Source organism: Streptomyces sp. NPDC058534 (assembly GCF_042717365.1).
Taxonomy (GTDB): Bacteria; Actinomycetota; Actinomycetes; order Streptomycetales; family Streptomycetaceae; genus Streptomyces.
Map to the genome: position 1 here is coordinate 25,402 of NZ_JBHXNW010000073.1, position 20,717 is coordinate 46,118.

23 protein-coding genes are annotated in these 20,717 nt (G+C 73.0%); 6 read left to right on the top strand and 17 right to left on the bottom strand.

The window, feature by feature from the left end; translation table 11 throughout:
* Window positions 1-75 precede the first annotated feature (75 nt).
* The 4 genes from groL to ACFWR9_RS33335 all read right to left on the bottom strand — a co-directional run bounded on the left by groL (window position 76) and on the right by ACFWR9_RS33335 (window position 4,147).
* A complete protein-coding gene (groL, locus tag ACFWR9_RS33320) occupies window positions 76-1,695 on the bottom strand; it encodes a chaperonin GroEL (protein ID WP_383848715.1) in 1,620 nt (539 codons plus the stop codon).
* A gap of 141 nt (window positions 1,696-1,836) precedes the next feature.
* On the bottom strand, window positions 1,837-2,145 hold the full coding sequence (gene groES, locus ACFWR9_RS33325) for a co-chaperone GroES (protein ID WP_003974211.1): 309 nt from the start codon (window positions 2,143-2,145) through the stop codon (window positions 1,837-1,839).
* 341 nt (window positions 2,146-2,486) lie between these two features.
* A complete protein-coding gene (locus ACFWR9_RS33330; protein ID WP_383848717.1) occupies window positions 2,487-3,194 on the bottom strand; it encodes a polysaccharide deacetylase family protein in 708 nt (235 codons plus the stop codon).
* The gene (locus ACFWR9_RS33335; RefSeq protein WP_383848720.1) at window positions 3,191-4,147 is read right to left on the bottom strand and encodes a polysaccharide deacetylase family protein; all 957 of its coding nucleotides are present in this window, start codon (window positions 4,145-4,147) and stop codon (window positions 3,191-3,193) included. Before ACFWR9_RS33335 ends, ACFWR9_RS33330 begins: the two co-directional genes overlap by 4 nt.
* Here ACFWR9_RS33335 and ACFWR9_RS33340 point away from each other — a divergent pair.
* Complete coding sequence (locus tag ACFWR9_RS33340) at window positions 4,130-5,419, top strand: methyltransferase domain-containing protein (protein ID WP_383848723.1); 1,290 nt, start codon at window positions 4,130-4,132, stop codon at window positions 5,417-5,419. The genes ACFWR9_RS33335 and ACFWR9_RS33340 overlap by 18 nt on opposite strands.
* On the opposite strand, the gene ACFWR9_RS33345 is transcribed toward ACFWR9_RS33340, so the two are convergent.
* From ACFWR9_RS33345 to tsaB, 8 genes are all read right to left on the bottom strand, one after another.
* Complete coding sequence (locus ACFWR9_RS33345; RefSeq protein WP_383848726.1) at window positions 5,416-6,669, bottom strand: RNA polymerase sigma factor; 1,254 nt, start codon at window positions 6,667-6,669, stop codon at window positions 5,416-5,418. The genes ACFWR9_RS33340 and ACFWR9_RS33345 overlap by 4 nt on opposite strands.
* Before the next feature lie 44 nt (window positions 6,670-6,713).
* Window positions 6,714-7,070 (bottom strand): YciI family protein, encoded by a 357-nt coding sequence (locus ACFWR9_RS33350; RefSeq protein ID WP_383848728.1) that lies wholly within the window; start codon window positions 7,068-7,070, stop codon window positions 6,714-6,716.
* Between the two features lie 120 nt (window positions 7,071-7,190).
* Complete coding sequence (locus tag ACFWR9_RS33355) at window positions 7,191-8,228, bottom strand: LCP family protein (RefSeq protein ID WP_383848731.1); 1,038 nt, start codon at window positions 8,226-8,228, stop codon at window positions 7,191-7,193.
* A gap of 188 nt (window positions 8,229-8,416) precedes the next feature.
* Window positions 8,417-9,469: a LacI family DNA-binding transcriptional regulator gene (locus ACFWR9_RS33360; protein ID WP_376350520.1), complete on the bottom strand. Its 1,053-nt coding sequence runs from the start codon at window positions 9,467-9,469 to the stop codon at window positions 8,417-8,419.
* A 163-nt stretch (window positions 9,470-9,632) separates the two neighbouring features.
* Window positions 9,633-9,890, bottom strand: coding sequence for a hypothetical protein (locus ACFWR9_RS33365; RefSeq protein WP_383848735.1), 258 nt, complete (start codon window positions 9,888-9,890; stop codon window positions 9,633-9,635).
* A complete protein-coding gene (tsaD, locus tag ACFWR9_RS33370) occupies window positions 9,887-11,011 on the bottom strand; it encodes a tRNA (adenosine(37)-N6)-threonylcarbamoyltransferase complex transferase subunit TsaD (RefSeq protein WP_383848737.1) in 1,125 nt (374 codons plus the stop codon). Before tsaD ends, ACFWR9_RS33365 begins: the two co-directional genes overlap by 4 nt.
* Window positions 11,004-11,489: a ribosomal protein S18-alanine N-acetyltransferase gene (rimI, locus tag ACFWR9_RS33375; RefSeq protein WP_383848774.1), complete on the bottom strand. Its 486-nt coding sequence runs from the start codon at window positions 11,487-11,489 to the stop codon at window positions 11,004-11,006. Before rimI ends, tsaD begins: the two co-directional genes overlap by 8 nt.
* 50 nt (window positions 11,490-11,539) lie before the next feature.
* Entirely contained in the window at window positions 11,540-12,193 is a 654-nt protein-coding gene (tsaB, locus tag ACFWR9_RS33380) for a tRNA (adenosine(37)-N6)-threonylcarbamoyltransferase complex dimerization subunit type 1 TsaB (protein ID WP_383848740.1), read from the bottom strand.
* Between the two features lie 149 nt (window positions 12,194-12,342).
* Here tsaB and ACFWR9_RS33385 point away from each other — a divergent pair, with 149 nt between their 5' ends.
* Entirely contained in the window at window positions 12,343-12,897 is a 555-nt protein-coding gene (locus ACFWR9_RS33385) for a hypothetical protein (RefSeq protein ID WP_383848742.1), read from the top strand.
* Between the two features lie 20 nt (window positions 12,898-12,917).
* Here the strand turns inward: ACFWR9_RS33385 and ACFWR9_RS33390 are convergent, their stop codons facing one another.
* From ACFWR9_RS33390 to alr, 4 genes are all read right to left on the bottom strand, one after another.
* Entirely contained in the window at window positions 12,918-13,091 is a 174-nt protein-coding gene (locus tag ACFWR9_RS33390; protein ID WP_383848745.1) for a hypothetical protein, read from the bottom strand.
* Between the two features lie 146 nt (window positions 13,092-13,237).
* Window positions 13,238-13,771, bottom strand: a complete 534-nt coding sequence (gene tsaE, locus ACFWR9_RS33395; protein WP_383848747.1) for a tRNA (adenosine(37)-N6)-threonylcarbamoyltransferase complex ATPase subunit type 1 TsaE — start codon at window positions 13,769-13,771, stop codon at window positions 13,238-13,240.
* Window positions 13,772-13,861: 90 nt separating this feature from the next.
* On the bottom strand, window positions 13,862-15,106 hold the full coding sequence (locus tag ACFWR9_RS33400; protein ID WP_383848750.1) for an alpha/beta fold hydrolase: 1,245 nt from the start codon (window positions 15,104-15,106) through the stop codon (window positions 13,862-13,864).
* A gap of 108 nt (window positions 15,107-15,214) precedes the next feature.
* On the bottom strand, window positions 15,215-16,381 hold the full coding sequence (gene alr, locus ACFWR9_RS33405; RefSeq protein WP_383848753.1) for an alanine racemase: 1,167 nt from the start codon (window positions 16,379-16,381) through the stop codon (window positions 15,215-15,217).
* Between the two features lie 91 nt (window positions 16,382-16,472).
* Between alr and ACFWR9_RS33410 the strand changes: the two genes are divergently transcribed.
* Together ACFWR9_RS33410 and ACFWR9_RS33415 are read left to right on the top strand one after the other, a co-directional pair.
* Entirely contained in the window at window positions 16,473-16,844 is a 372-nt protein-coding gene (locus ACFWR9_RS33410; protein ID WP_383848756.1) for a holo-ACP synthase, read from the top strand.
* 122 nt (window positions 16,845-16,966) lie between these two features.
* Window positions 16,967-18,436 (top strand): NAD(P)H-hydrate dehydratase, encoded by a 1,470-nt coding sequence (locus ACFWR9_RS33415; RefSeq protein WP_383848759.1) that lies wholly within the window; start codon window positions 16,967-16,969, stop codon window positions 18,434-18,436.
* Window positions 18,437-18,455: 19 nt separating this feature from the next.
* On the opposite strand, the gene ACFWR9_RS33420 is transcribed toward ACFWR9_RS33415, so the two are convergent.
* Complete coding sequence (locus ACFWR9_RS33420) at window positions 18,456-19,034, bottom strand: PepSY domain-containing protein (RefSeq protein WP_383848762.1); 579 nt, start codon at window positions 19,032-19,034, stop codon at window positions 18,456-18,458.
* Window positions 19,035-19,516: 482 nt separating this feature from the next.
* On the opposite strand from ACFWR9_RS33420, the gene ACFWR9_RS33425 reads away from it, so the two are divergent.
* Together ACFWR9_RS33425 and ACFWR9_RS33430 are read left to right on the top strand one after the other, a co-directional pair.
* A complete protein-coding gene (locus tag ACFWR9_RS33425; protein WP_383848765.1) occupies window positions 19,517-19,936 on the top strand; it encodes a universal stress protein in 420 nt (139 codons plus the stop codon).
* An 87-nt stretch (window positions 19,937-20,023) separates the two neighbouring features.
* The gene (locus ACFWR9_RS33430) at window positions 20,024-20,518 is read left to right on the top strand and encodes a general stress protein (protein ID WP_383848768.1); all 495 of its coding nucleotides are present in this window, start codon (window positions 20,024-20,026) and stop codon (window positions 20,516-20,518) included.
* Window positions 20,519-20,717 lie beyond the last annotated feature (199 nt).

Sequence of the window (20,717 nt, forward strand, 5' to 3'; positions counted from 1 at the left end):
CCCGCCGCCGGCGCCAAAAGAAACGGTGCCCAGCCCCCCGCAGGGAACTGGGCACCGTAGGGCTCAGCGCAGCGCTCAGTGGGCGTGCCCGTGGCCCGCGGCGGCCGGCTCTTCCTCTTCCTTCTTCTCGACGACCAGGGTCTCGGTCGTCAGGAGGAGGGAGGCGATGGAGGCCGCGTTCTCCAGGGCGGAGCGGGTGACCTTCACCGGGTCGATGACGCCGGCCTTGACCAGGTCGCCGTACTCGCCGGTGGCGGCGTTGAAGCCCTGGCCCTTGTCCAGCTCGGCGACCTTGGAGGTGATGACGTAGCCCTCCAGGCCGGCGTTCTCGGCGATCCAGCGCAGCGGCTCGACGGCGGCGCGGCGGACGACCGCGACACCGGTGGCCTCGTCGCCGGTCTTGCCGAGGCTGCCGTCCAGCACCTTGACGGCGTGGACCAGCGCGGAGCCGCCACCGGAGACGATGCCCTCCTCGACCGCGGCGCGGGTCGCGGAGATGGCGTCCTCCAGACGGTGCTTGCGCTCCTTCAGCTCCACCTCGGTGGCGGCGCCGACCTTGATCACGCACACGCCGCCGGCCAGCTTCGCGAGACGCTCCTGGAGCTTCTCGCGGTCCCAGTCGGAGTCCGTGGACTCGATCTCGGCCTTGATCTGGTTGATGCGGCCCTCGACCTCGTCGCGCTTGCCGGCACCGTCGACGATCGTGGTGTCGTCCTTGGTGACGGTGATGCGGCGGGCGGTGCCGAGCACGTCCAGGCCGACCTGGTCGAGCTTGAGGCCGACCTCCTCGGAGATGACCGTGGCGCCGGTGAGGACCGCCATGTCCTGGAGCATCGCCTTGCGGCGGTCGCCGAAGCCCGGGGCCTTCACCGCGACGGCGTTGAAGGTGCCGCGGATCTTGTTGACGACGAGGGTGGAGAGCGCCTCGCCCTCCAGGTCCTCGGCGATGATCAGCAGCGGCTTGGAGGCGTTGGTCTGGATGACCTTCTCCAGCAGCGGCAGCAGGTCCGCGATGGAGGAGATCTTGCCCTGGTTGATCAGGATGTACGGGTCGTCGAGGACGGCCTCCATGCGCTCCTGGTCCGTCACGAAGTACGGCGACAGGTAGCCCTTGTCGAAGGCCATGCCCTCGGTGAAGTCCAGCTCCAGGCCGAAGGTGTTGGACTCCTCGACGGTGATGACACCGTCCTTGCCGACCTTGTCCATCGCCTCGGCGATCAGCTCGCCGACCTGCTGGTCCTGGGCGGACAGCGCGGCGACGGCGGCGATGTCGGACTTCTCTTCGATCGGCCGGGCCGTGGCGAGGAGGTCCTCGGACACGGCGGCGACGGCCGCGTCGATGCCCTTCTTCAGCAGCGCCGGGGAGGCGCCGGCGGCGACGTTCTTCAGGCCCTCGCGGACGAGCGCCTGGGCGAGCACGGTGGCGGTGGTGGTGCCGTCACCAGCGATGTCGTTGGTCTTGGTCGCCACCTCCTTCACCAGCTGGGCGCCGAGGTTCTCGTACGGGTCCTCGACCTCGACCTCGCGGGCGATGGTGACGCCGTCGTTGGTGATGGTGGGGGCGCCGAACTTCTTGTCGATGACGACGTTGCGGCCCTTGGGGCCGATCGTCACCTTCACGGTGTCGGCGAGCTTGTTGACGCCGCGCTCGAGGGCGCGACGGGCGTCCTCGTCGAACTTCAGGATCTTCGCCATGGGAGCGTGAGCCCTCTTCCGGAAATCTTGGGGTTATACGGCACTGCGCCCCCGACACCCGGCTTTTTATGGTCGCGGGAGCCAGGGGCGCAGCTGGAAAGCAAGGTGCTTCGGTGAAGTGAAGAGCTACTTCAGCTACTTCTACTTCTCGACGATCGCGAGCACGTCGCGGGCCGAGAGGACGAGGTACTCCTCGCCGTTGTACTTCACCTCGGTGCCGCCGTACTTGCTGTACAGCACGACGTCGCCGACGCTGACGTCGAGCGGAAGGCGGTTGCCGTCCTCGAAGCGGCCCGGGCCCACGGCCAGGACGACGCCCTCCTGGGGCTTCTCCTTGGCGGTGTCCGGAATGACCAGGCCCGAAGCCGTGGTCTGCTCGGCGTCGAGCGGCTGGACCACAATGCGGTCCTCGAGCGGCTTGATGGCAACCTTGGAGCTGGTGGTCGTCACGATCCGACCTCCCCCTTCGGAGATCTCACGGGGTTAACTGTCTGAGGTGGCGACCAGGTGGATCCGTCGTCGCGGGTGCCGGACCTGCCCGTCGCGTAGTTGGCACTCTCCAGTGGGGAGTGCCAGGGTTGAGACTATGACTGCGGTTAGCACTCGGTCAAGCGGAGTGCCAATGCCTGCGGCGCGTCGGCCGGGAAATCGTGTGAACGCCGGTCTGGGGAGCGCACCCGGGGTGGGTGTGGGCGTCGCTGGGGGCTGCCGCCCCCCAGACCCCCGCTGTCGGCCTGAACGGCCTCGTCCTCAAACGCCGGACGGGCTGAGATGCCGGTCGGCGCCGAGAGTCAGAGGTAGTCGTCCAGGGCGGCCACCCTCAGGTCCTGGTCCTCGATCGTCTCCAGCAGAGCTTCCGTGTGGGTGGTCAGGTTCACGGCCACGATGTCGCCGGGGTGCAGGCCGTGTTCGCCTCGGGTGTAGGTGAGGTGGCCGTCGGTGTTCAGGGCCGCGCGCCACAGGACGACGGCCGTGATGCCGCAGTCGGCGGCGGCGCGCAGGGTCGTGGTGTCGTACGTGCCGTGCGGTGGGCGGAAGAGGTGGGGGCGGACGCCGAAGCGGGACCTGAGCTTGGTCTGCTGGCCGCAGACCTCGGCGCGCTGGCCGGCGTAGGGCAGGCCCCGCAGGGAGCGGTGGTTCAGGGTGTGGTTCTGGAGGCTCGCGCCCACCGATCGGAGCCCGGCGAAGTGGCCGTACGCCGGTCCGGCCACGGTGTCGGTGAGGAACAGGGTGACGGGGAGGCGCCGCTCGCGGATCAGGGCGGTGAAGCGGGGGTCGCGCTCGGCGCTGTCGTCGTAGGTGAGGAAGACGACCCGGTCGGTGGTGCGGACGTGGTCCACGACGGGCGGGAGGTTCAAGTTCTGGTCGCCGCTGCGGTCGCCGCCCCGGGCGGGTTCCCCGGCCGCCGGGTGTCCGGCGGGGCCGGCGAACTGGGCGCAGCCGGTGAGCAGTACGGCGGCCAGGGCGGCCCCGGCCGGCCGGAACCGTCCTCGCCTCACAGGTAGTCCTCCAGGCGGGCCACCGCGTAGCCCTCGGCGGTGATCCGGTTCAGGAAGCGCCGGGCCATGTCGGTCATCGTGCCGTCCCAGTCCTCACGGCCCCGGAAGTGGGTGAGGACGATGTCGCCGGGGTGCAGTTCCCGGTCCCACTCGCGGTACTCCCAGTGGTCGACGAACACCTCCTCGCTCCAGATGGGCGCGTACTTGATGCCGCAGGTCTTCGCGGCGCGCAGGGTGTCGCGGTTGTAGTTGCCGAAGGGCGGCCGGAAGAGGACGGGGCGCTTGCCGTAGCGCTTCTCCATGACGTTCTGCATGCCGCAGATCTCCCGCTTCTGCTCCGCGTAGGAGAGGCCGGGGAGGTAGGGGTGGCTCAGGGTGTGGTTGTTGAGGGTGACCCCGCGGGCCTGCATCTTCTTGAAGTAGCCGTAGTCGTCCTTGATCTCCTCGTCGGTGAGGAAGACGGTGTACGGGATCTTCAGCTCGCTCATCATCCTCAGGAACGCCCGGTCCTTCTCGGCGCCGTCGTCGATGGTGAGGAAGACGATCTTCTCCTTGGTGGGGACCGTGGTGAAGACCGGCGGGAGGCCGTCCTGCTTCTGGCCGTCGACCTCGAAGCCTTCGCGCGCCTTGATCTCCGGCTTCTTCGCGGGGGGCGCGGGGGCGGTCAGCGGGACCTTCCGGAGATCCCAGCGCTTTGCGGCGGCGACCCGGGCGGCCTGGGCCGCGCGCAGCTTGGAGGCGTATGCGTCGAGCCCGCGGGCCGGGGGTGCCTGGAGAGGCTCCTGGCCCGGGGCGCCCCGGGCGTCCGAGGTGTCCTGCGCACAGCCGGCGGCGAGGGCGGCCACGGCGAGGAGGACGGTGACGGTGGCGGCGCGCCCGCGCGGTCCGGGGGCAGTCGCCGCCCGCAGCACCCGCGACGCCCGGCTTTTGTCATTTTGTACGACTGCTCGCATGGTGCCGGATCTTCGCAGTCCTCGGCCGCAGGACCCCGTCCGACACCGCGCCGGAGGCACACCATCCACCGACTGGCCCACAATGAGGCGGTGAACGACCTCGACGCCCTGCTCTCCCTGCTCACCCCCGAAGGCCGCGCCCTCCTCGACGAGGTGCGCGACACCGACCCCGCGCGGGAGTTGGCCGTCGCCACCCGGCTGCGCCGCGAGCACCCGGTCGCGCTGGTGTCGGCCGCGCTCGGGCAGGCGCGGCTGCGGCAGCGGGCGGCGGCGAAGTTCGGGGCGGAGGACGCGGGGCGGATGTTCTTCACGGCCAACGGGGTCGAGCAGTCCACGCGGGCGAGCGTGGCGGCGTACCGGGCGGAGCGGTTCGCGGCTCTGGGTGCCACCTCCGTGGCCGACCTGTGCTGCGGGATCGGGGGCGACGCGATCGCGCTGGCCCGGGCGGGCATCCGGGTGCTGGCGGTGGACCGCGACCCGGCGACCGCGGCGGCGGCCCGTGCCAACGCCGACGCGCTGGGGCTCGGGGAGCTGATCGAGGTGCGCGAGGCGGATGTCGAGGCGGTGGACACCAGCGGGTACGACGCGGTCTTCGTCGACCCGGCCCGCCGCGGCGGCCGGGGGAGGATCTTCGACCCCGAGGCGTACTCGCCGCCGCTGTCCTGGGCCGTCGGCGCGGCCCGTACGGCCTCCCGTGCCGCCGCGCTGAAGGTGGCGCCCGGCATTCCGCACGAGGCGGTGCCGGACGACGCCGAGGCCGAGTGGATCTCCGACGGCGGGGACGTGAAGGAGGCCGTGCTGTGGTTCGGCGGCGCCCCGGGGGCGGTGCGGGCCACGCTGCTGCCCGGGCCCCGCACCCTGCCGGGCACCGGCCTGCCCGACCCGGCGGTCCGTACGCCCGGCCGGTACCTGTACGAGCCGGACGGCGCCGTGATCCGCGCCCATCTGGTCGCCGAGGTCGCCGAACAGGTCGGCGGCGGACTGCTCGACGCGACCATCGCGTACGTCACCGCGGACGAGCTGCAGCCGACGCCGTACGCCACGGCGTACGAGATCACCGACCTGATGCCCTTCCACGTGAAGAAGCTGAAGGCGCTGCTGCGGGAGCGCCGCGTCGGCACGCTGACCGTGAAGAAGCGGGGGTCGGCGGTCGAGCCGGAGGAGCTGCGGCGGAAGGTCAAGCCGCAGGGGCCGAACGCGGCGACCGTGTTCCTGACCCGGGTCGCGGGGGCGCCGACGATGCTGGTCGGGCACCTGGCGCGGAAGCCCTAACCGCACTCCTGTGCCCGGCGGGTCAGCAGTTCGCGCTCGCGTTCGTTGCGGGCCAGGGACGCGGCCCGTTCGAACTCCGTGCGCGCCTCGGCCGGGCGGTCCAGGCGGAGCAGGAGGTCGCCGCGGACGCTGGGGAGCAGGTGGTAGTCGCGCAGGGCCGGTTCGGCGGCCAGGGCGTCGACGAGGGCCAGCGCGGGGGCCGGGCCCTCGGCCATCGACACGGCGACCGCGCGGTTGAGTTCGACGACCGGGGACGGGGCGCGGGTGGCGAGCAGGCCGTAGAGCGCGGCGATGCGCGGCCAGTCTGTCTGCTCGTAGCGGTACGCCGTCGCGTGGCAGGCGGCGATCGCGGCCTGGAGCACGTACGGGCCCGGGGCGCCGGAGCCGGCCGTGGCGTGGGCGTGGTCGAGGGCGGTGATGCCCCGGGCGATGAGCAGGCGGCTCCACCGGCGGCGGTTCTGGTCGCGCAGGAGGACCGGCTCGCCGTCGGGGCCGGTGCGGGCGGCGGTGCGGGAGGCCTGGAACTCCAGCAGCGCCGTCAGGCCGTGGACCTCGGGTTCCTTCGGCATCAGGGCGGCCAGGACGCGGGCCAGACGCAGGGCGTCCTCGCACAGGGCCGGGCGGAGCCAGTCGTCGCCCGCGGTGGCCGCGTAGCCCTCGTTGAAGATCAGGTAGATGACCTCCAGGACCGAGCCGAGGCGGGCCGCCCGGTCCGGGCCGTACGGCACCTCGAAGGCGACGTTCTTGGTGGCCAGGGTGCGTTTGGCGCGCACGATGCGCTGCGCGACCGTCGGTTCCGGGACGAGGAAGGCGCGGGCGATCTCGGGCGTGGTCAGGCCCCCGAGCAGCCGCAGGGTCAGGGCGATGCGGGCCTCGGCGGAGAGCACCGGGTGGCAGGCGGTGAAGACCAGCCGCAGCAGGTCGTCGTCGATGTCGTCCGGGGCGGCGGGCTCCTCCGGCGGCGCCGTCTCGGCGGGCAGCTCGCGGCCGATCTCCGCGAGCTTGCGGGCGTAGGTCTCCCGGCGCCGGATGAGGTCGACGGCGCGACGCCTGGCGGTGGCCATGAGCCAGGCGCCGGGGTTGTCGGGCACGCCGTCCCTCGGCCACTGCTCCAGGGCGGCGACCAGGGCGTCCTGCGTGAGTTCCTCGGCGATGCCGACGTCCCGCACGAGCCGGGCGACGCCGGCGACGACGCGCGGGGTCTCCAGGCGGAAGACGGTCTCAAGAGCCTCGGTGGGCTGCGGTTCCACAGCCCACCATGCAACACCCTCCGGGCGGCCGGGGAAAACGGTGCTCAGCCCTCCATCAGCTGTCGCACCTCGCAGGTGACCGTCCAGTACTCCTCGTGCACCTTCAGGAAGCGCTTGGTCCACTCGACGGCCTCCGCCTTGTCCTTCGCCTGGAGCAGGGCGTAGCCGCCGATGACCTCCTTGGACTCGGTGAACGGCCCGTCGGTGACGGACAGCTGTCCGCCCTCGTAGTGGACGCGGGTGCCGTCGGCGGTCGGGGTGAGGCCGGCCGTGTCGAGCAGGACGCCGGCCTTCGTCATCTCCTCCATCAGCTTCTCCATGCGCTGCACCAGCTCGGGGCTGGGGCCGCCGGAGAGGGAGTCGTTCTCCTCGATACGGATCAGCGACAGGTAACGGGGCACGGTGACTCCTCGGGTTCGGCGGCCGGGTTCCTCCCCGGCCTCTCACCCAGTACGTCGAACGGGAGCGGCGTGGATCGACAGCCGTCGCGGGATTTCTTTCAAGAACTTTCGGGGGAACCGCTAGCGCAGCGATTCCCACAGGTCACCGGCGTCCGGCTCGCGGGCGATCACCCGGTTGGGGTCCCAGGGGGCCGGGTCCACCGGCATGGTCACGGTGCGTACGTCGGCTGCCGCGAGGCCCCCGAGGCTGCGGCCGAGGCTCGTCAGTTCGCCCAGTGAGTCCAGGCCGGTGTCGGTGGTGAGGCTGCCGGTGACCGCGTCCGCGACCTGGTAGAGGCGCGGGGGGTCGGTGAGCAGGTCGGTGGCGGCGATCTGTTCCAGCAGCGCCTTGACCAGGTTCTGCTGGAGCTCTATCCGGGCCAGGTCGCTGCCGCCCGCCAGCCCGTAGCGGGTGCGGGCCAGACCGAGCGCCTCGGTGCCGTCGAGGTGGTGGGTGCCGGCGTCCAGGTGCAGGTGGCTCTTGTCGTCGTCGATGTCCACGTCCGTGGTGACGGTGACCCCACCCAGCGCGTCGACCAGCTTGGCGAACCCGGAGAAGTCGATCTCGATGTAGTGGTCCATGCGGACGCCGGTGAAGGACTCGACGGTCTTGACCGCGCAGACCGGTCCGCCCAGTTCGTAGGCGGTGTTGAACATCGCGCCGCTCGCCTCCCGGGTCGAGCCGCCGGACTCCAGGGGGCAGGAGGGGCGGTCGACGAGCGTGTCGCGCGGGATGCTGACGACGGTGGCGGCGGTGCGGCCCGCGTCGAGGTGGACGACCATCGCGGTGTCGGAGCGGGCGCCTCCGCTGTCGCCGCCGCCGAGTTCCCGGTTCTCCTCGCCGCTGCGCGAGTCCGAGCCGAGGACGAGGATGTTCAGGGCGCCGGTGGGCGCCGGGGACCCGGAGGGCGAGCCGGAGGGGACGGTGGCCGGACGGGCGGGGCGGTCGTCGCCGAGCGCGCCCTCGATGTCGACGCCGGTGATGTTGCCGTTCAGGTGCCAGTAGGCCCAGCCCGCCGCGGCGAACCCGAGCAGCAGGGCGCCGGCCAGCGCCAGGCCGGCCACCTTGAAGCCCTTCGAGCGCCCACCGCGCCCCTCCCGCGCGTCCCGCGCAGCCATGCGTCCCGCCCCCGCCCCTGCCGGTCCCGTTCGCGTCCCCACGCGAGTGCCCCGTCGGAGGGAACATAAGTCGGAATTGTTGAATCAGGAACGTGCGGGTCGGGATTCTGCGGAAATTCTCAGACTTCGGGCGTGGCCCGGACGTCGGCGCGGCTCGGGCTTCCGGGCGGCTCGGGCTTCCGGGCGGCTCAGCCGGCGCCGGGCGCCGCCGTGCTGCTGCGCACCTCCAGGCTGGTGGCCAGCTCCACCCGGGTCGCCGACGCCGAACCGTCGTCCCGCCCGAGGTCCAGGACCAGCCGCGCCGCCGCCTCGGCCATCTCCGTCAGCGGCTGCCGTACGGTCGTCAGCGGCGGCCCCACCCAGCGGGCCACCGGCAGGTCGTCGAAGCCGACCACGCTGAGGTCCTGCGGGATGCGCAGCCCCAGTTCGCGCGCGGCCTCGTACAGGCCCAGCGCCTGGAGGTCGTTGCCCGCGAAGACTGCGGTCGGCCGGTCGGGGCGGCGCAGCAGCTCCAGGCCCCGCCGGTAGCCGGCCTCGTGGTGGAAGTCGCCGGTCACGATCAGGTCCGGCTCGACCGGCAGCCCGGCGGTCTCCAGTGCGGCCCGGTAGCCGTCGACGCGGGCGCGGCTGCACATCATCCGGGTGGGTCCGCTGATCGCCCCGATGCGGGTGTGACCGAGGTCGACCAGGTGACGGGTGGCGGCGAGTCCGCCCTGCCAGTTGGTGGCGCCGATGGACGGCACGTCGGCGCCGGGGTCGCCGGCCGGGTCCATCACCACGAACGGGATGGAGCGGCTGGTGAGCAGGGCCCGCTGGGACTCGTCGAGGCCGGACAGGACCAGGATCACGCCGTGCGGACGGCGCGCGGCGACCTGGTCGGCCCAGGTCCGGCCGGGCGTGAGGCGCCCCGCGCTCTCGGAGAGCACCACGCTGAGCCCGGTGTCCCGGGCCACGTTCTCCACGCCCCGGATGACCTCCATCGCCCAGGCGCTCTCCAGCTCGTGGAAGACCAGGTCGATCAGCGGCGAACGGGTCGACTCGGCCCGCCGGCGCCGGTAGCCGTGGGTGCGCAGCAGCTCCTCCACGCGGGCCCGGGTGGAGGGGGCGACGTCGGCGCGGCCGTTGAGCACCTTCGAAACAGTCGGCGCCGACACACCGGCCGCACGCGCGATCTCGGCGAGGGTCGCGGTCTGCGCGGACCGCTTTTGCGTCCGGGTTTCAGCGGGCTGCGGGGATGTCATGGCGGCGATCGTAACCCTGTCGGGCTCGCTTGACGAAGCCCTCTGGGGTTTCAGGATCTCGGAACATTCGATGACCACATCGAAATATTCGCCGAGTCCGAGTCCGCTCGTCGTCCACGAATCACACTCCCTAGACCGTGAACGCGCCGTGAAGGCACCGGTGTCAGTCCTTGCCCATCGACTCGAACCGCCACCGGTGCACCGGACGCGTGACCAACTCCCCGTCCGGTTCGGGCAGTTCCGGCAGTGCGGCCTCGTACGGCGCGTCCCACCAGGTGATGACCAGGACCCGGTCCTGCGGGGCGCGCAGGGTTTCGCGGCGGAGCGGGGTGGCGGCGAGCGGCTGGGCCCGGGTCCAGGCCAGCAGTTCCGCGCCCCGGCCGGGCACGGCCCGGGCCTCCCACATCAGGGCGACGGTCACGAGTACAGGTTCTCCTTGCTGACCTCGTGGACGTGGTCGTGCGAGTGGCTGTGGCCGTGGCCCTGGGCGTTCCCGGGCACGTGCGGGTCGGTCACCGGCAGCGACGAGTCCGCGGAGAGGTCCCAGTCGGAGGCGGCCCGGTTGCGGGCGACCATCTCGGCGCCGAGGGCGGCCACCATCGCGCCGTTGTCCGTGCACAGCTTGGGGCGCGGCACCCGCAGCCGGATGCCGGCCGCCTCGCAGCGCTCCTGGGCCAGCGCGCGCAGCCGGGAGTTGGCGGCCACGCCGCCGCCGACCATCAGGTGGTCGACGCCCTGGTCCTTGCAGGCGCGCACCGCCTTGCGGGTCAGCACGTCCACGACCGCCTCCTGGAAGGACGCCGACACGTCCCGCACCGGCACCTCCTCCCCCGCCGCCCGCTTCGCCTCGATCCAGCGGGCCACGGCCGTCTTCAGCCCGGAGAAGGAGAAGTCGTACGCCGGGTCGCGCGGACCGGTCAGCCCGCGCGGGAAGGCGATGGCGTTCGGGTCGCCCTCGCGCGCGTACCGGTCGATGACCGGGCCGCCCGGGAAGCCCAGGTTCAGCACCCGGGCGATCTTGTCGAAGGCCTCGCCGGCCGCGTCGTCGATGGTGGCGCCCATCGGGCGGACGTCGGAGGTGATGTCCGTCGAGAGCAGCAGCGAGGAGTGGCCGCCGGAGACCAGCAGCGCCATCGTCGGCTCGGGCAGCGCGCCGTGCTCCAGCTGGTCGACGCAGATGTGCGAGGCGAGGTGGTTGACGCCGTACAGGGGCTTGCCGAGGGCGTAGGCGTACGCCTTGGCGGCCGAGACGCCGACCAGCAGGGCGCCGGCCAGGCCCGGACCGGCGGTGACGGCGATGCCGTCGAGGTCGCGCGCGCCGACCCCGGCCTCCTTCAGGGCGCGGTCGATGGTGGGGACCATCGCCTCCAGGTGGGCGCGGCTGGCCACCTCGGGGACGACGCCGCCGAAGCGGGCGTGCTCGTCGACGCTGGACGCGATGGCGTCGGCCAGCAGGGTGGTGCCGCGGACGACACCGACGCCGGTCTCGTCGCAGGAGGTCTCGATCCCGAGGACGAGCGGCTCGTCGCGTGAGTCAGCCATGGTTGTCGGTTCCTCGTTCGGTTCCCGGTACGGAGGTGGAAGGGTCGGTCAGGCGCATCACCAGGGCGTCCACGTTGCCCGGCTGGTAGTAGCCGCGCCGGAAGCCGATGGGCTCGAAGCCGAACCGCTCGTACAGCCGCTGGGCGCGGGTGTTGTCCACCCGGCACTCCAGCAGCACCTCGGCGCACTCGAAGGCGGTCGCCGCCCGCAGCAGCTCGGTCAGCAGCCGCGCGCCGAGGCCGGTCCCCCAGTGGTCGCGGGCGACGGCGATGGTCTGCACGTCGCCCTGGTCCCCGGCGGTGACCAGACCGGCGTAGCCGACGAGGCGGCCGTCCTCCTCGGCGACCAGGTACCGCCGGGTCGCCCCGGGTCCGCGCGCGTGGGCCAGCTCGGACCAGAACATGCCCCGCGACCAGGCGTCCTCCGGGAACAGCTCCCGCTCCATACGGAGCACGGGGTCGATGTCCCACCAGCGCATCTCGCGCAGCCCGGCGTCCACGGTCGGGGTCACGGGTTCGGTCGCTCCGGTCACTTGGGGGTGACCACCTTGTAGTTCTTGGGGACCTGGGCGTCGGGCCTGCGCAGGTACAACGGCCGGGGCTCGGGCAGCTTCTCGCCCGCGGCCAGCTTCTCGGCGGCCAGGCACGCGAGGGCGGCGGCGGACACGTGCTCGGGCTCGTGCGCCTTCGGGAAGGTGTCCGGGTACAGCAGCGCGCCCGCGCCGACGGCCGGGAGTCCGGCCACCTGCCCGGCGATGTCGGCGGGGCGGTCGACGGCCGGGTCGGTGAGGCGGGTGCGGGAGTCGGCGTAGCGCGCCCAGTAGACCTCCTTGCGGCGGGCGTCGGTCGCCACCACGAAGGGTCCCTCCAGGTCGGCGGCGTAGGCGAGGCCGTCCAGCGTGCACACGCCGTGCACGGGCACCCCGAGCGCGAGCCCGAAGGTCTCCGCGGTCATCAGGCCGACGCGCAGCCCCGTGTACGGGCCGGGGCCGATGCCGGCGACGACCTCGGTGACGGCGTCGAGCCGCAGTCCGGCCTCGGCGAGCACCCGGTCGACGGCGGGCAGCAGCAGCTCGCCGTGGCGGCGTGCGTCCACCTGGCTCGACGAGGCGATGACGTCCGTACCGTCGTGCAGCGCGACGGTCACGGCGGGCGTGGCGGTATCCAGAGCGAGCAAGAGCACGCAAACAGCCTACGGCGCCGGGCGTCCCCCGGCGGACGCCCGGCGGCGGCCCCGGCCCGTACCCGTGTCGCACAGCGCGTTCACCACGTCACGGACTGCTACCGTCGCCGGGAACTCAGGCACGACGTACGACGACGAGGTGGTCGCCCGTGGCAAGCAGCAGCGCCGGTTTCGTCACCGGCCTCACCGCGGCCGCCCTCGCGACCATCGGCTTCCTCGCCCACCAGGCGGCGGCGACCGTCCCGGCCGAACTCGGCCGGACCCACGTGAGCAGCACACCCGCCCCCGGCGCTTCCAAGGCGCCGCGCGACCGCAGGCACCCCGAGGCGCTGCCGACCGGATCCGGCCAGGGTGAACGGGTGGTGTACTCGGTGGACGACGACCGGGTGTGGCTGGTCGGCGCGGGCGGCAAGGTGCGGCGCACCTTCCCGGTCACGCCCAGCACGGTCGACCCCGCGCCGGGCACCTACGGGGTCACCTCCCGGTCCAACCGGGTCACCGGGTCCGACGGCGTCCCGGTCGAGCACGTCGTGCGCTTCACCAGCACCGCGGGCGTGGTCATCGGCTTCAGCGCGGAGGTCGACGGCTCGACGGCGAAGCCCGATCCGGGCAAGCGCACCGGCGGCATCCGGGAGTCGCGCGCGGACGGCGACGCGATGTGGCGGTTCGCGACGATCGGGCAGCCGGTCGTCGTCGTCCCCTGAGGCGCGGGGGCCGTGGGAGGTCAAGCGGCCTCGCGGTGCTCCCGGACGGGCCCGCGGGTCTCCGGTTCGGGCGCGCGCGGCGGCGTCGAGACCGCCGCGGCGGCGGCGCAGGACGCCAGCAGTTCGCTCATGGGCACCCCGCTGAGCGCGGGCGACTGCGACCTCGGGCGGGCCTGCGGCTCGGTGTGGGACATGGACGCCTCCTGAAGGTCGGGGGCGGGCGTGGTTAGGCATGCCTAACCACGAGCTGGGTACCATGTGACCACGCGCAAGACCCGGAACGCAATATTTTCCCGACGCCTTGTCGGAACATCCCGGCGGCGTTCCGCGAGCGCCGCGCTCAGCCGGCGAGCACGCTCATGTCGGCCTCGGCCCAGCGCGCGCCGACGCCGGTCAGCGTCACGTGCCGCACCTCGTCCGTGGTGTCACCCACGGCGCGGTGGATCCACAGCTGCAACCGGTCGTCGGTCAGCTCCTCGACCTTGCCCTCGCCCCACTCCACGACGATCACCGAGTCGGGCAGGGAGACGTCGAGGTCGAGGTCCTCCATGTCGTCCAGGCCGCCGGACAGCCGGTAGGCGTCCACGTGGACCAGCGGCGGACCGTCACCGAGCGAGGGGTGCACGCGGGCGATCACGAAGGTCGGGGAGGTGACGGCACCGCGCACGCCCAGACCCTCGCCGAGCCCGCGGGTCAGCGTCGTCTTGCCCGCACCCAGCTCCCCGCTGAGCATCACCAGGTCACCGGCGCGCAGCAGCTTGGCGAGCCTGCGGCCCAGTTCCCGCATCTGCTCGGGGGAGGTGACCGTGATCTCGGTGTCGGGGGCGGGCTCGGCCGGCTCAGCCGGGACGTGCGGCTTTGCGGATTCTTCCATCGTCACTCACTCGCAGTAGTACACGTGTCACACCCCGCAAGGGGTCGGTTGGGGCTGGACCGCAGCCGGGAGGCTGGAAGCCGCTTCCGCTCAGGAAGAGGCGGAGTCACAGCCCTCAACGGTAGCCGTTGACGGCAACGCCCCCGCGCGGGCGAGCAGATCCGCGAGGCGGTCGGTGACGACTTCCGGGTGCTCCAGCATGACCAGGTGCCCGGCGTCCGGCACCAGTACCAACTCGGCGCCCGGCAGGATGCCGGCGATCGCCTCGCTGTGCTCGCTCGGCGTCACCAGGTCCCGCACCCCGGCCAGCACCAGGACCGGCAGGTCGGCGAAGTGGACGAGGGCCTCGGTCTTGTCGTGGTCGTTGAAGGCCGGGTAGTACTCGGCGACCACGTCGATCGGCGTCGACTCGATCATCCGCTCGGCGAACCGGGCCACGGCCGGGTCGACGTCCCGGGACGCGAACGAGTACCGCTTGATGATCCCGGCGAACAGGTCCGCCGTCGCCCGCCGCCCCTTCTCCACCAGCTCGGCGCGCTGCCCCAGCACCTTCAGCACGCCCGGCAGCACCCGCCGGACCGCGTTGACGCCGGCCACCGGCAGCCCGAAGTTGACCTCGCCGAGCCGGCCGGAGGACGTGCCGACGAGCGCGACGCCGACGACCCGCTCGCGGACCAGGTCGGGGAACGCGTCGGCCAGGGCCATCACGGTCATGCCGCCCATGGAGTGCCCCACCAGCACGATCGGGCCCTCGGGCACGGCCGCGTCGATGACGGCCTTCAGGTCCCGGCCCAGCTCCTCGATGGTGACCGGCCGGCCGTCCCGCGCCTGGGCCGCGCCCCGCGCGGACCGGCCGTGGCTGCGCTGGTCCCAGTGCACGGTGCGTACGACGCCCCTCAGGGCGGCCCGCTGGAAGTGCCAGGAATCCTGGTTGAGGCAGTAGCCGTGGCTGAAGACGACGGTCACCGGAGCGGGCTCCTTGCGGCCGAACAGCCGCCGGCGGCGCCGGGAGAGCGCGGACTCCGCCGCCGGTTCGACGTCGTCGACCTCGTAGTACAGCTCGGTGCCGTCGTCGGCGTACGCCTTGCCGGGGTTGCCGCGCAGTCCGCCGTACGGTCCCGCCGAGTCCAGCGCGAGCCGGGCCTTCTGGCGTATCCCGCGGCCGACCGTCAGCCGTTCTATCGCCACGCCGGCCGCCGCGCCCGCCGCGACCACGCCTATGGCGACGCCGGCGATGCCGGTCGCCCGGCGCCAGCCGCCGGCGGCGGCCTCGGTGGCCGCTTCCGTGGCGGAGGCGACGGCCGACGCGACGGCCTCCGCGTTGCTCTCGCTCACGTACACCGCTCCTCTTCGCCGGGCCGCTGTGCGGATACCCACTGGTTGCCGATTCACCTGAACGTGCGTCACGCCGTGTGCGGGCGCGTCATCCCGCGTACGGACGCGTCACTCGTTCACATAGACGCGCGGCACGCGGGATCCGATCCGGGTGACGATCTCGTACCCGATGGTGCCCGCCGCCTGCGCCCAGTCCTCGGCGGTGGGCTCGCCGCGGTCGCCGGGCCCGAACAGGACCGCCTCGGCGCCCGGTTCCGGCCGGTCGCCGCCGAGGTCGACGACGAACTGGTCCATCGCGATCCGTCCCGCGACGGTGCGCCACTTGCCGTCGACCAGGACGGGTCCGGTGGAGGAGGCGTGGCGCGGGATGCCGTCCGCGTAGCCGAGGGGGACGAGGCCCAGGGTGGTGTCGCCGGGGGTGGTGTAGTGGTGCCCGTAGCTGACGCCGTGGCCGCCGGGGACCTGTTTGACCAGGGCCAGCGCGGCGGTCAGCGTCATCACGGGCCGCAGTCCGAGGTCGGCGGGGGTGCCGATCTCGGGGCTGGGCGAGACGCCGTACATGGCGATGCCGGGCCGCACCAGGTCGAAGTGGGCCTCGGGGAGGGTGAGCGTGGCCGGCGAGTTGGCGATGTGCCGCACGTCGGGGCGTACGCCCTGCCGCTCGGCGTACGCGGTCATCTCGTGGAAGCGGGTGAGCTGGGCGGCGATGGAGGGGTGCCCGGGCTCGTCGGCGCAGGCGAAGTGCGACCAGAGCCCGGTGACCCGGATCAGGCCCTCGGCCTCGGCGCGCAGGGCCTGACGGACCAGTTCCTCCCAGTCCGAGCCCGGCTGGCAGCCGCCCCGGCCGAGCCCGGTGTCGGCCTTGAGCTGCACCAGCGCGGTGCGCCCGGCGAGCCGTGCCGCCGCGGTGACCTCCGCCAGGGCCCACATCGCGCTGACGGAGACGTCGAGCCCGGCCTCCACGGCCTCCCGCCAGGGGCCGCCCGGCGTCCACAGCCAGCACATGATCCGTACGTCGTCCGGCAGCCCGGCCTCCGCGCGCAGGGCGAGCGCCTCCTGCGGGGTGGCCGTGCCCAGCCAGGTCGCGCCCGCCTCGACGGCCGCGCGGGCGCAGGGTGCCGCGCCGTGGCCGTATCCGCCGGCCTTGACGACGGCCATGAGAGCCGCCCCGGGGGCCCGTTCGCGCAGGGCGCGTACGTTGGCCCGCAGGGCGGCCAAGTCGATCTCGGCCCGGGCCCGCAGTACCGCGTCCCGCCGAGCAGCTGTCTCACTCATCGTGCCCACAGTCTCTCAGAGCCCCCGGCCGTCGCCGTGTGCCCGGGCGTCACCCGCCGGGCGACGGCCGCCAGTGGTTAGGGTGCCCGGCATGAGCATCATCGGGGTCGGGATCGACGTGGCCGAGATCGAGCGGTTCGAGGCTTCGCTGAAGCGCACGCCGGCCCTCGCGGAGCGGCTCTTCCTGGAGAGCGAGTTGCTGCTGCCGAGCGGTGAGCGCCGGGGCGTCGCCTCGCTCGCCGCCCGCTTCGCGGCGAAGGAGGCGCTGGCCAAGGCGCTGGGCGCGCCGGCCGGCCTGCTCTGGACGGACGCCGAGGTGTACGTCGAGGACAGCGGCCGGCCGCGACTGCGGGTGACGGGGACGGTGGCGGCGCGGGCGGCGGAGCTGGGGGTGGCGTCGTGGCACGTGTCGCTCAGCCATGACGCGGGGGTGGCGTCGGCGGTGGTGATCGCGGAGGGGTAGCGGCTGCCCTCAGGGCCTGCCCACGGTCGGCCGGACCCAGATGTGCGCGCGCTCGCCCTGTACGCAGATCGGGTAAGGGCGGGATCGTGCGTGTTTCCGGCGTACGGGGAAGACTCGACGGCATGCGGACTGCGTACAGCGTGGAGACGGTCAGGACGGCGGAACGCCAGGAGATGGCACGGCTGCCGGAGGGGGCGCTGATGCAACGGGCCGCCGCCGGGCTCGCCGCCGCCTGCGCCGAGGTGCTCGGGCGGGTGGCGGGCCGGGTCTACGGCAGCCGGGTGGTGCTGCTGGTCGGCAGCGGGGACAACGGCGGTGACGCCCTGTACGCCGGGGCGCGGCTGGCCCGGCGCGGGGCGGGCGTGACGGCGGTGCTGCTGGCGCCGCAGCGCGCGCACGGACCGGGGCTGGCCGCGTTGCGCCGGGCGGGCGGCCGGACGGTGGCGGGCGGCCCGGAGACCGGCGCCGGTTCCGCCGTGGAGCTGGTCACGCGGGCCGATCTGGTCGTCGACGGGATCGTCGGGATCGGTGGTAAGGGCGGGCTGCGCGAGGAGGCGGTGCCGCTCGCGGACGCGGCCGCTCGGTCCCGGGCCGCCGTCGTCGCCGTCGACCTGCCGAGCGGGGTCGACGCGGACAGCGGGGAGGTGCGGGGGGCCGCGGTGCGGGCCGACCTGACGGTCACCTTCGGGGCGCACAAGCCGGGGCTGCTGGTCGATCCGGCGCGGGAGTACGCCGGTTCGGTGCGGCTGGTGGACATCGGGCTGCCGCTGCCGGGTGAGGCGGCCGAGCTGGAGGCCCTGCAACACGCGGACGTGGCCCGGCTGCTGCCGGTGCCGGGCGCGGAGAGCGACAAGTACCGGCGGGGGGTCGTGGGGGTCGCCGCCGGGTCGGCCCGTTATCCGGGCGCGGCGGTGCTCGCCGTCGCCGGTGCGCTGCGGGGCGGGGCGGGGGCGGTGCGGTACGTCGGTCCGGCGGGGGACGCGGTGATCGCCCGCTTCCCGGAGACGCTCGTGTCCGAGCGGGGCCCGGAGCGGGCGGGGCGGGTGCAGGCGTGGGTGGTCGGGCCGGGGGCCGGTGACGACGCCGGGACGGTGGCCGAGGTGCTGGCGGCGGAGGTGCCGGTATTGATCGACGCGGACGGGCTGCGGCTGGCCGACGCGGACGCGGTGCGGGCACGCACGGCGGCGACGCTGATGACGCCGCACGCCGGGGAGGCGGCGGCGCTGCTCGGGGTGGGCCGGGAGGAGGTCGAGGGGGCGCGGCTGGCCTCGGCGCGGGAACTGGCGGCGCGGTACGGGGCGACGGTGCTGCTGAAGGGCTCGACAACGGTGGTGGCCGGGGCGGACGGAGGGCCGGTCCGGGTCAACCCGACGGGCACGTCGTGGCTCGCGACGGCCGGGAGCGGGGACGTACTGTCCGGACTCGCGGGGTCCCTGCTGGCGGCGGGGCTGTCGGCGCTGGACGCGGGGAGCGCGGCGGCGTACCTGCACGGGCTGGCGGGCCGGTTCGCGGCGGAGGGGGCGCCGGTGGGGGCGCATGATGTCGCCGGGGCCGTTCCGGAGGCGTGGCGGGATGTGGTTCGGGGGCGGTGAGCGCGGGGTGTGACGAGTGTCAGGAACTCAGTTCCCCTCGGTCCAGCACCTCACCGGTCTTCGCGTCGACGTCGTAGGTGTGGACGTTGTCCCGTTCGATGGTGGTCACGTCGACGTTCCACACGACGCGGCCTTCCTTCGTGTCGATCTCGATCGAGGTCACCTTGCCGAATTCCGGTTTGGTCACCTCACGCACGGCCTGCTCCGGAAGGATCTTGGCCTGCTCGATCAGTTTCCGCTGCCCGGCGTCTTCGTCCGGCACTTCCTTGGCGCTCAGCACCTTGGGGCGGCTTCCGTCCACTCGCACAAGGTGACGTGTGCCGTCCTGGGCGACGACGTTGCTGTCCCAGACCGGCTCGTCCCCCTCGGACTGGCGCAGGTGGAGAGCTGCCAGGTCACTGCCGGGCACCTCTTCCAAGGACAACCGGATGGCTTCGTCGGCCGGGACTTCGAGCATGGGCAGCACCTCATGCGCTTCCTGCTGTTCACTGTCGCAGCCGGCCAGCGCGAGCAGCGCGAAGGCACAGGCCATGGCCGTCCCGGCGAGAGGCGGGCATCGGCGTGCGCCGCCGGTGGCGCGAGGAGTCGGGAGAATCATGACGCCTGCGTACCCGGCCGCCGGTGGTGTGATGTCCGAACGCCTTGCGGTTCACCCGGCGGGCGGCAAGCCCGTCGGCCCGTTTCCCGCAAACACGTAGATGCCTGTCGGAGATGCCTGTTCTGGATGTGTGGCGGCTGAATGCCTGAGCACCTGACGTGCTGTGCCGCAGGTGAGCCAGACGTCCACGGAGGTGGGACCGTGGTCAGGACACCGAGCCGGATGCCTCCCGTACTGGTCGGGGTCGCTGCCGGGCAGGACGGCTGGCGGGGGGCGAAGACCCTGGTGTGTTTCGCGGCCGCCGAGGCGGCTCTGCGCGGGGCCGCTCTGCGGATTCTGCATGCCGTGGAGTGGCCGATCCCCGATGACGCACCCGAGGAAGGCGGTGCTCCTCTGTCTCCGGAGGACCAGGGGCGCGTTGTCGCCGGAATGTACGCCGAGCTGGTGGAGCGGGAGTATCCTCCCGCGCACGAGGGAGATTCGTGGTCGGCGTCAGCGGCTCCGCGGCCGCCGAGGCCGCGCTGAGGTTCGCGTTGGCCGAGGCCGCACTGCACGAAGCGCCCCTGGACATCGTTCACGTCGATCACGCTCCGGCCCTGACCACTCCCCAGGCCGGTGTGGGGGCCGGGGACCGGACCGGGTCCGCCGACCTGGCTCGGACCGTCACGCACGCCGGCGTCGTGGAGCGCGGCGCCGAACTGCCGAAGGTCGAGGTGTCGACGCGGCTGGAACACGGCGGGACGGTGCGCAGACTGCTGCACGCGGCGGACGACGCGGCCACGCTGGCTGTCGGGTCCTGCGACGGCCGGACCTTTCCAGCGGCCCGCCTGTCGGTGCTCGGCCGCCTGACGGCCTCCGCCGGATGCCCGCTCGCCGTGGTCCCCGAGCACGTCGGGCTCTGAGCCGTTCCGGCAGGTGCGTGAACGCCCACGGACTGGGAAACCGGTTGCTTCGGGGGGCTTTGCCGCCTGTGGGAAAAGAGGACTGCCATGTCGGATATCGAACCGGGCCGGCTGGACGTGGGCACCGCGTGGAACACGGTCGCGAGCTTCGACTCCTACGAAGAGTCGCAAGCCGCTGTCGACCACCTGTCCGACCGCCATTTTCCCGTGGAACACCTGGACATCGTCGGCTCCGGCCTGCGCCTGGTCGAGCACGTGACCGGGCGGCTCACCAAAGGGCGGGCCGCCGGCGCGGGCGCCTTGAGCGGAGCCTGGTTCGGCCTGTTCATCGGTCTGCTGGTGGCGCTGTTCACCCCGCGGCCGGACTGGCCCGGGCTCATCGTCTTCGGTGTTCTCATCGGCGCGGTGTGGGGTGCGCTCTTCGGCTTCGTCTCCCACTCCGCCACCCGGGGCCGCCGTGATTTCTCCTCGACCCGCTCGCTGGCCGCTTCCCGCTACGACGTCATCGCGCGCGGCGGGCGCGCGGACGAGGCGCGGGCCCTCCTGGCCGAGGGTGGCGGCACGTGGGGCGAGAAGCCGTAGCTGCCCGGGCGGACCGGTCGGTGGGTGCCTGGACGGTCCGTTCCGCCCAGCTGACCCTGGGTGTCAGCAGCGTGGCCTTCCTCGCCCTGAGTCAGTGGGCGGTCAGCGTCTCTAGAATTCTGTGGTTGCCCGGGTGTTTCGGGCTTTTCGGGCGCGGCGTGGCCGTGTGCGGTCGCCATCGGTGGGTCCGATCCTCGGG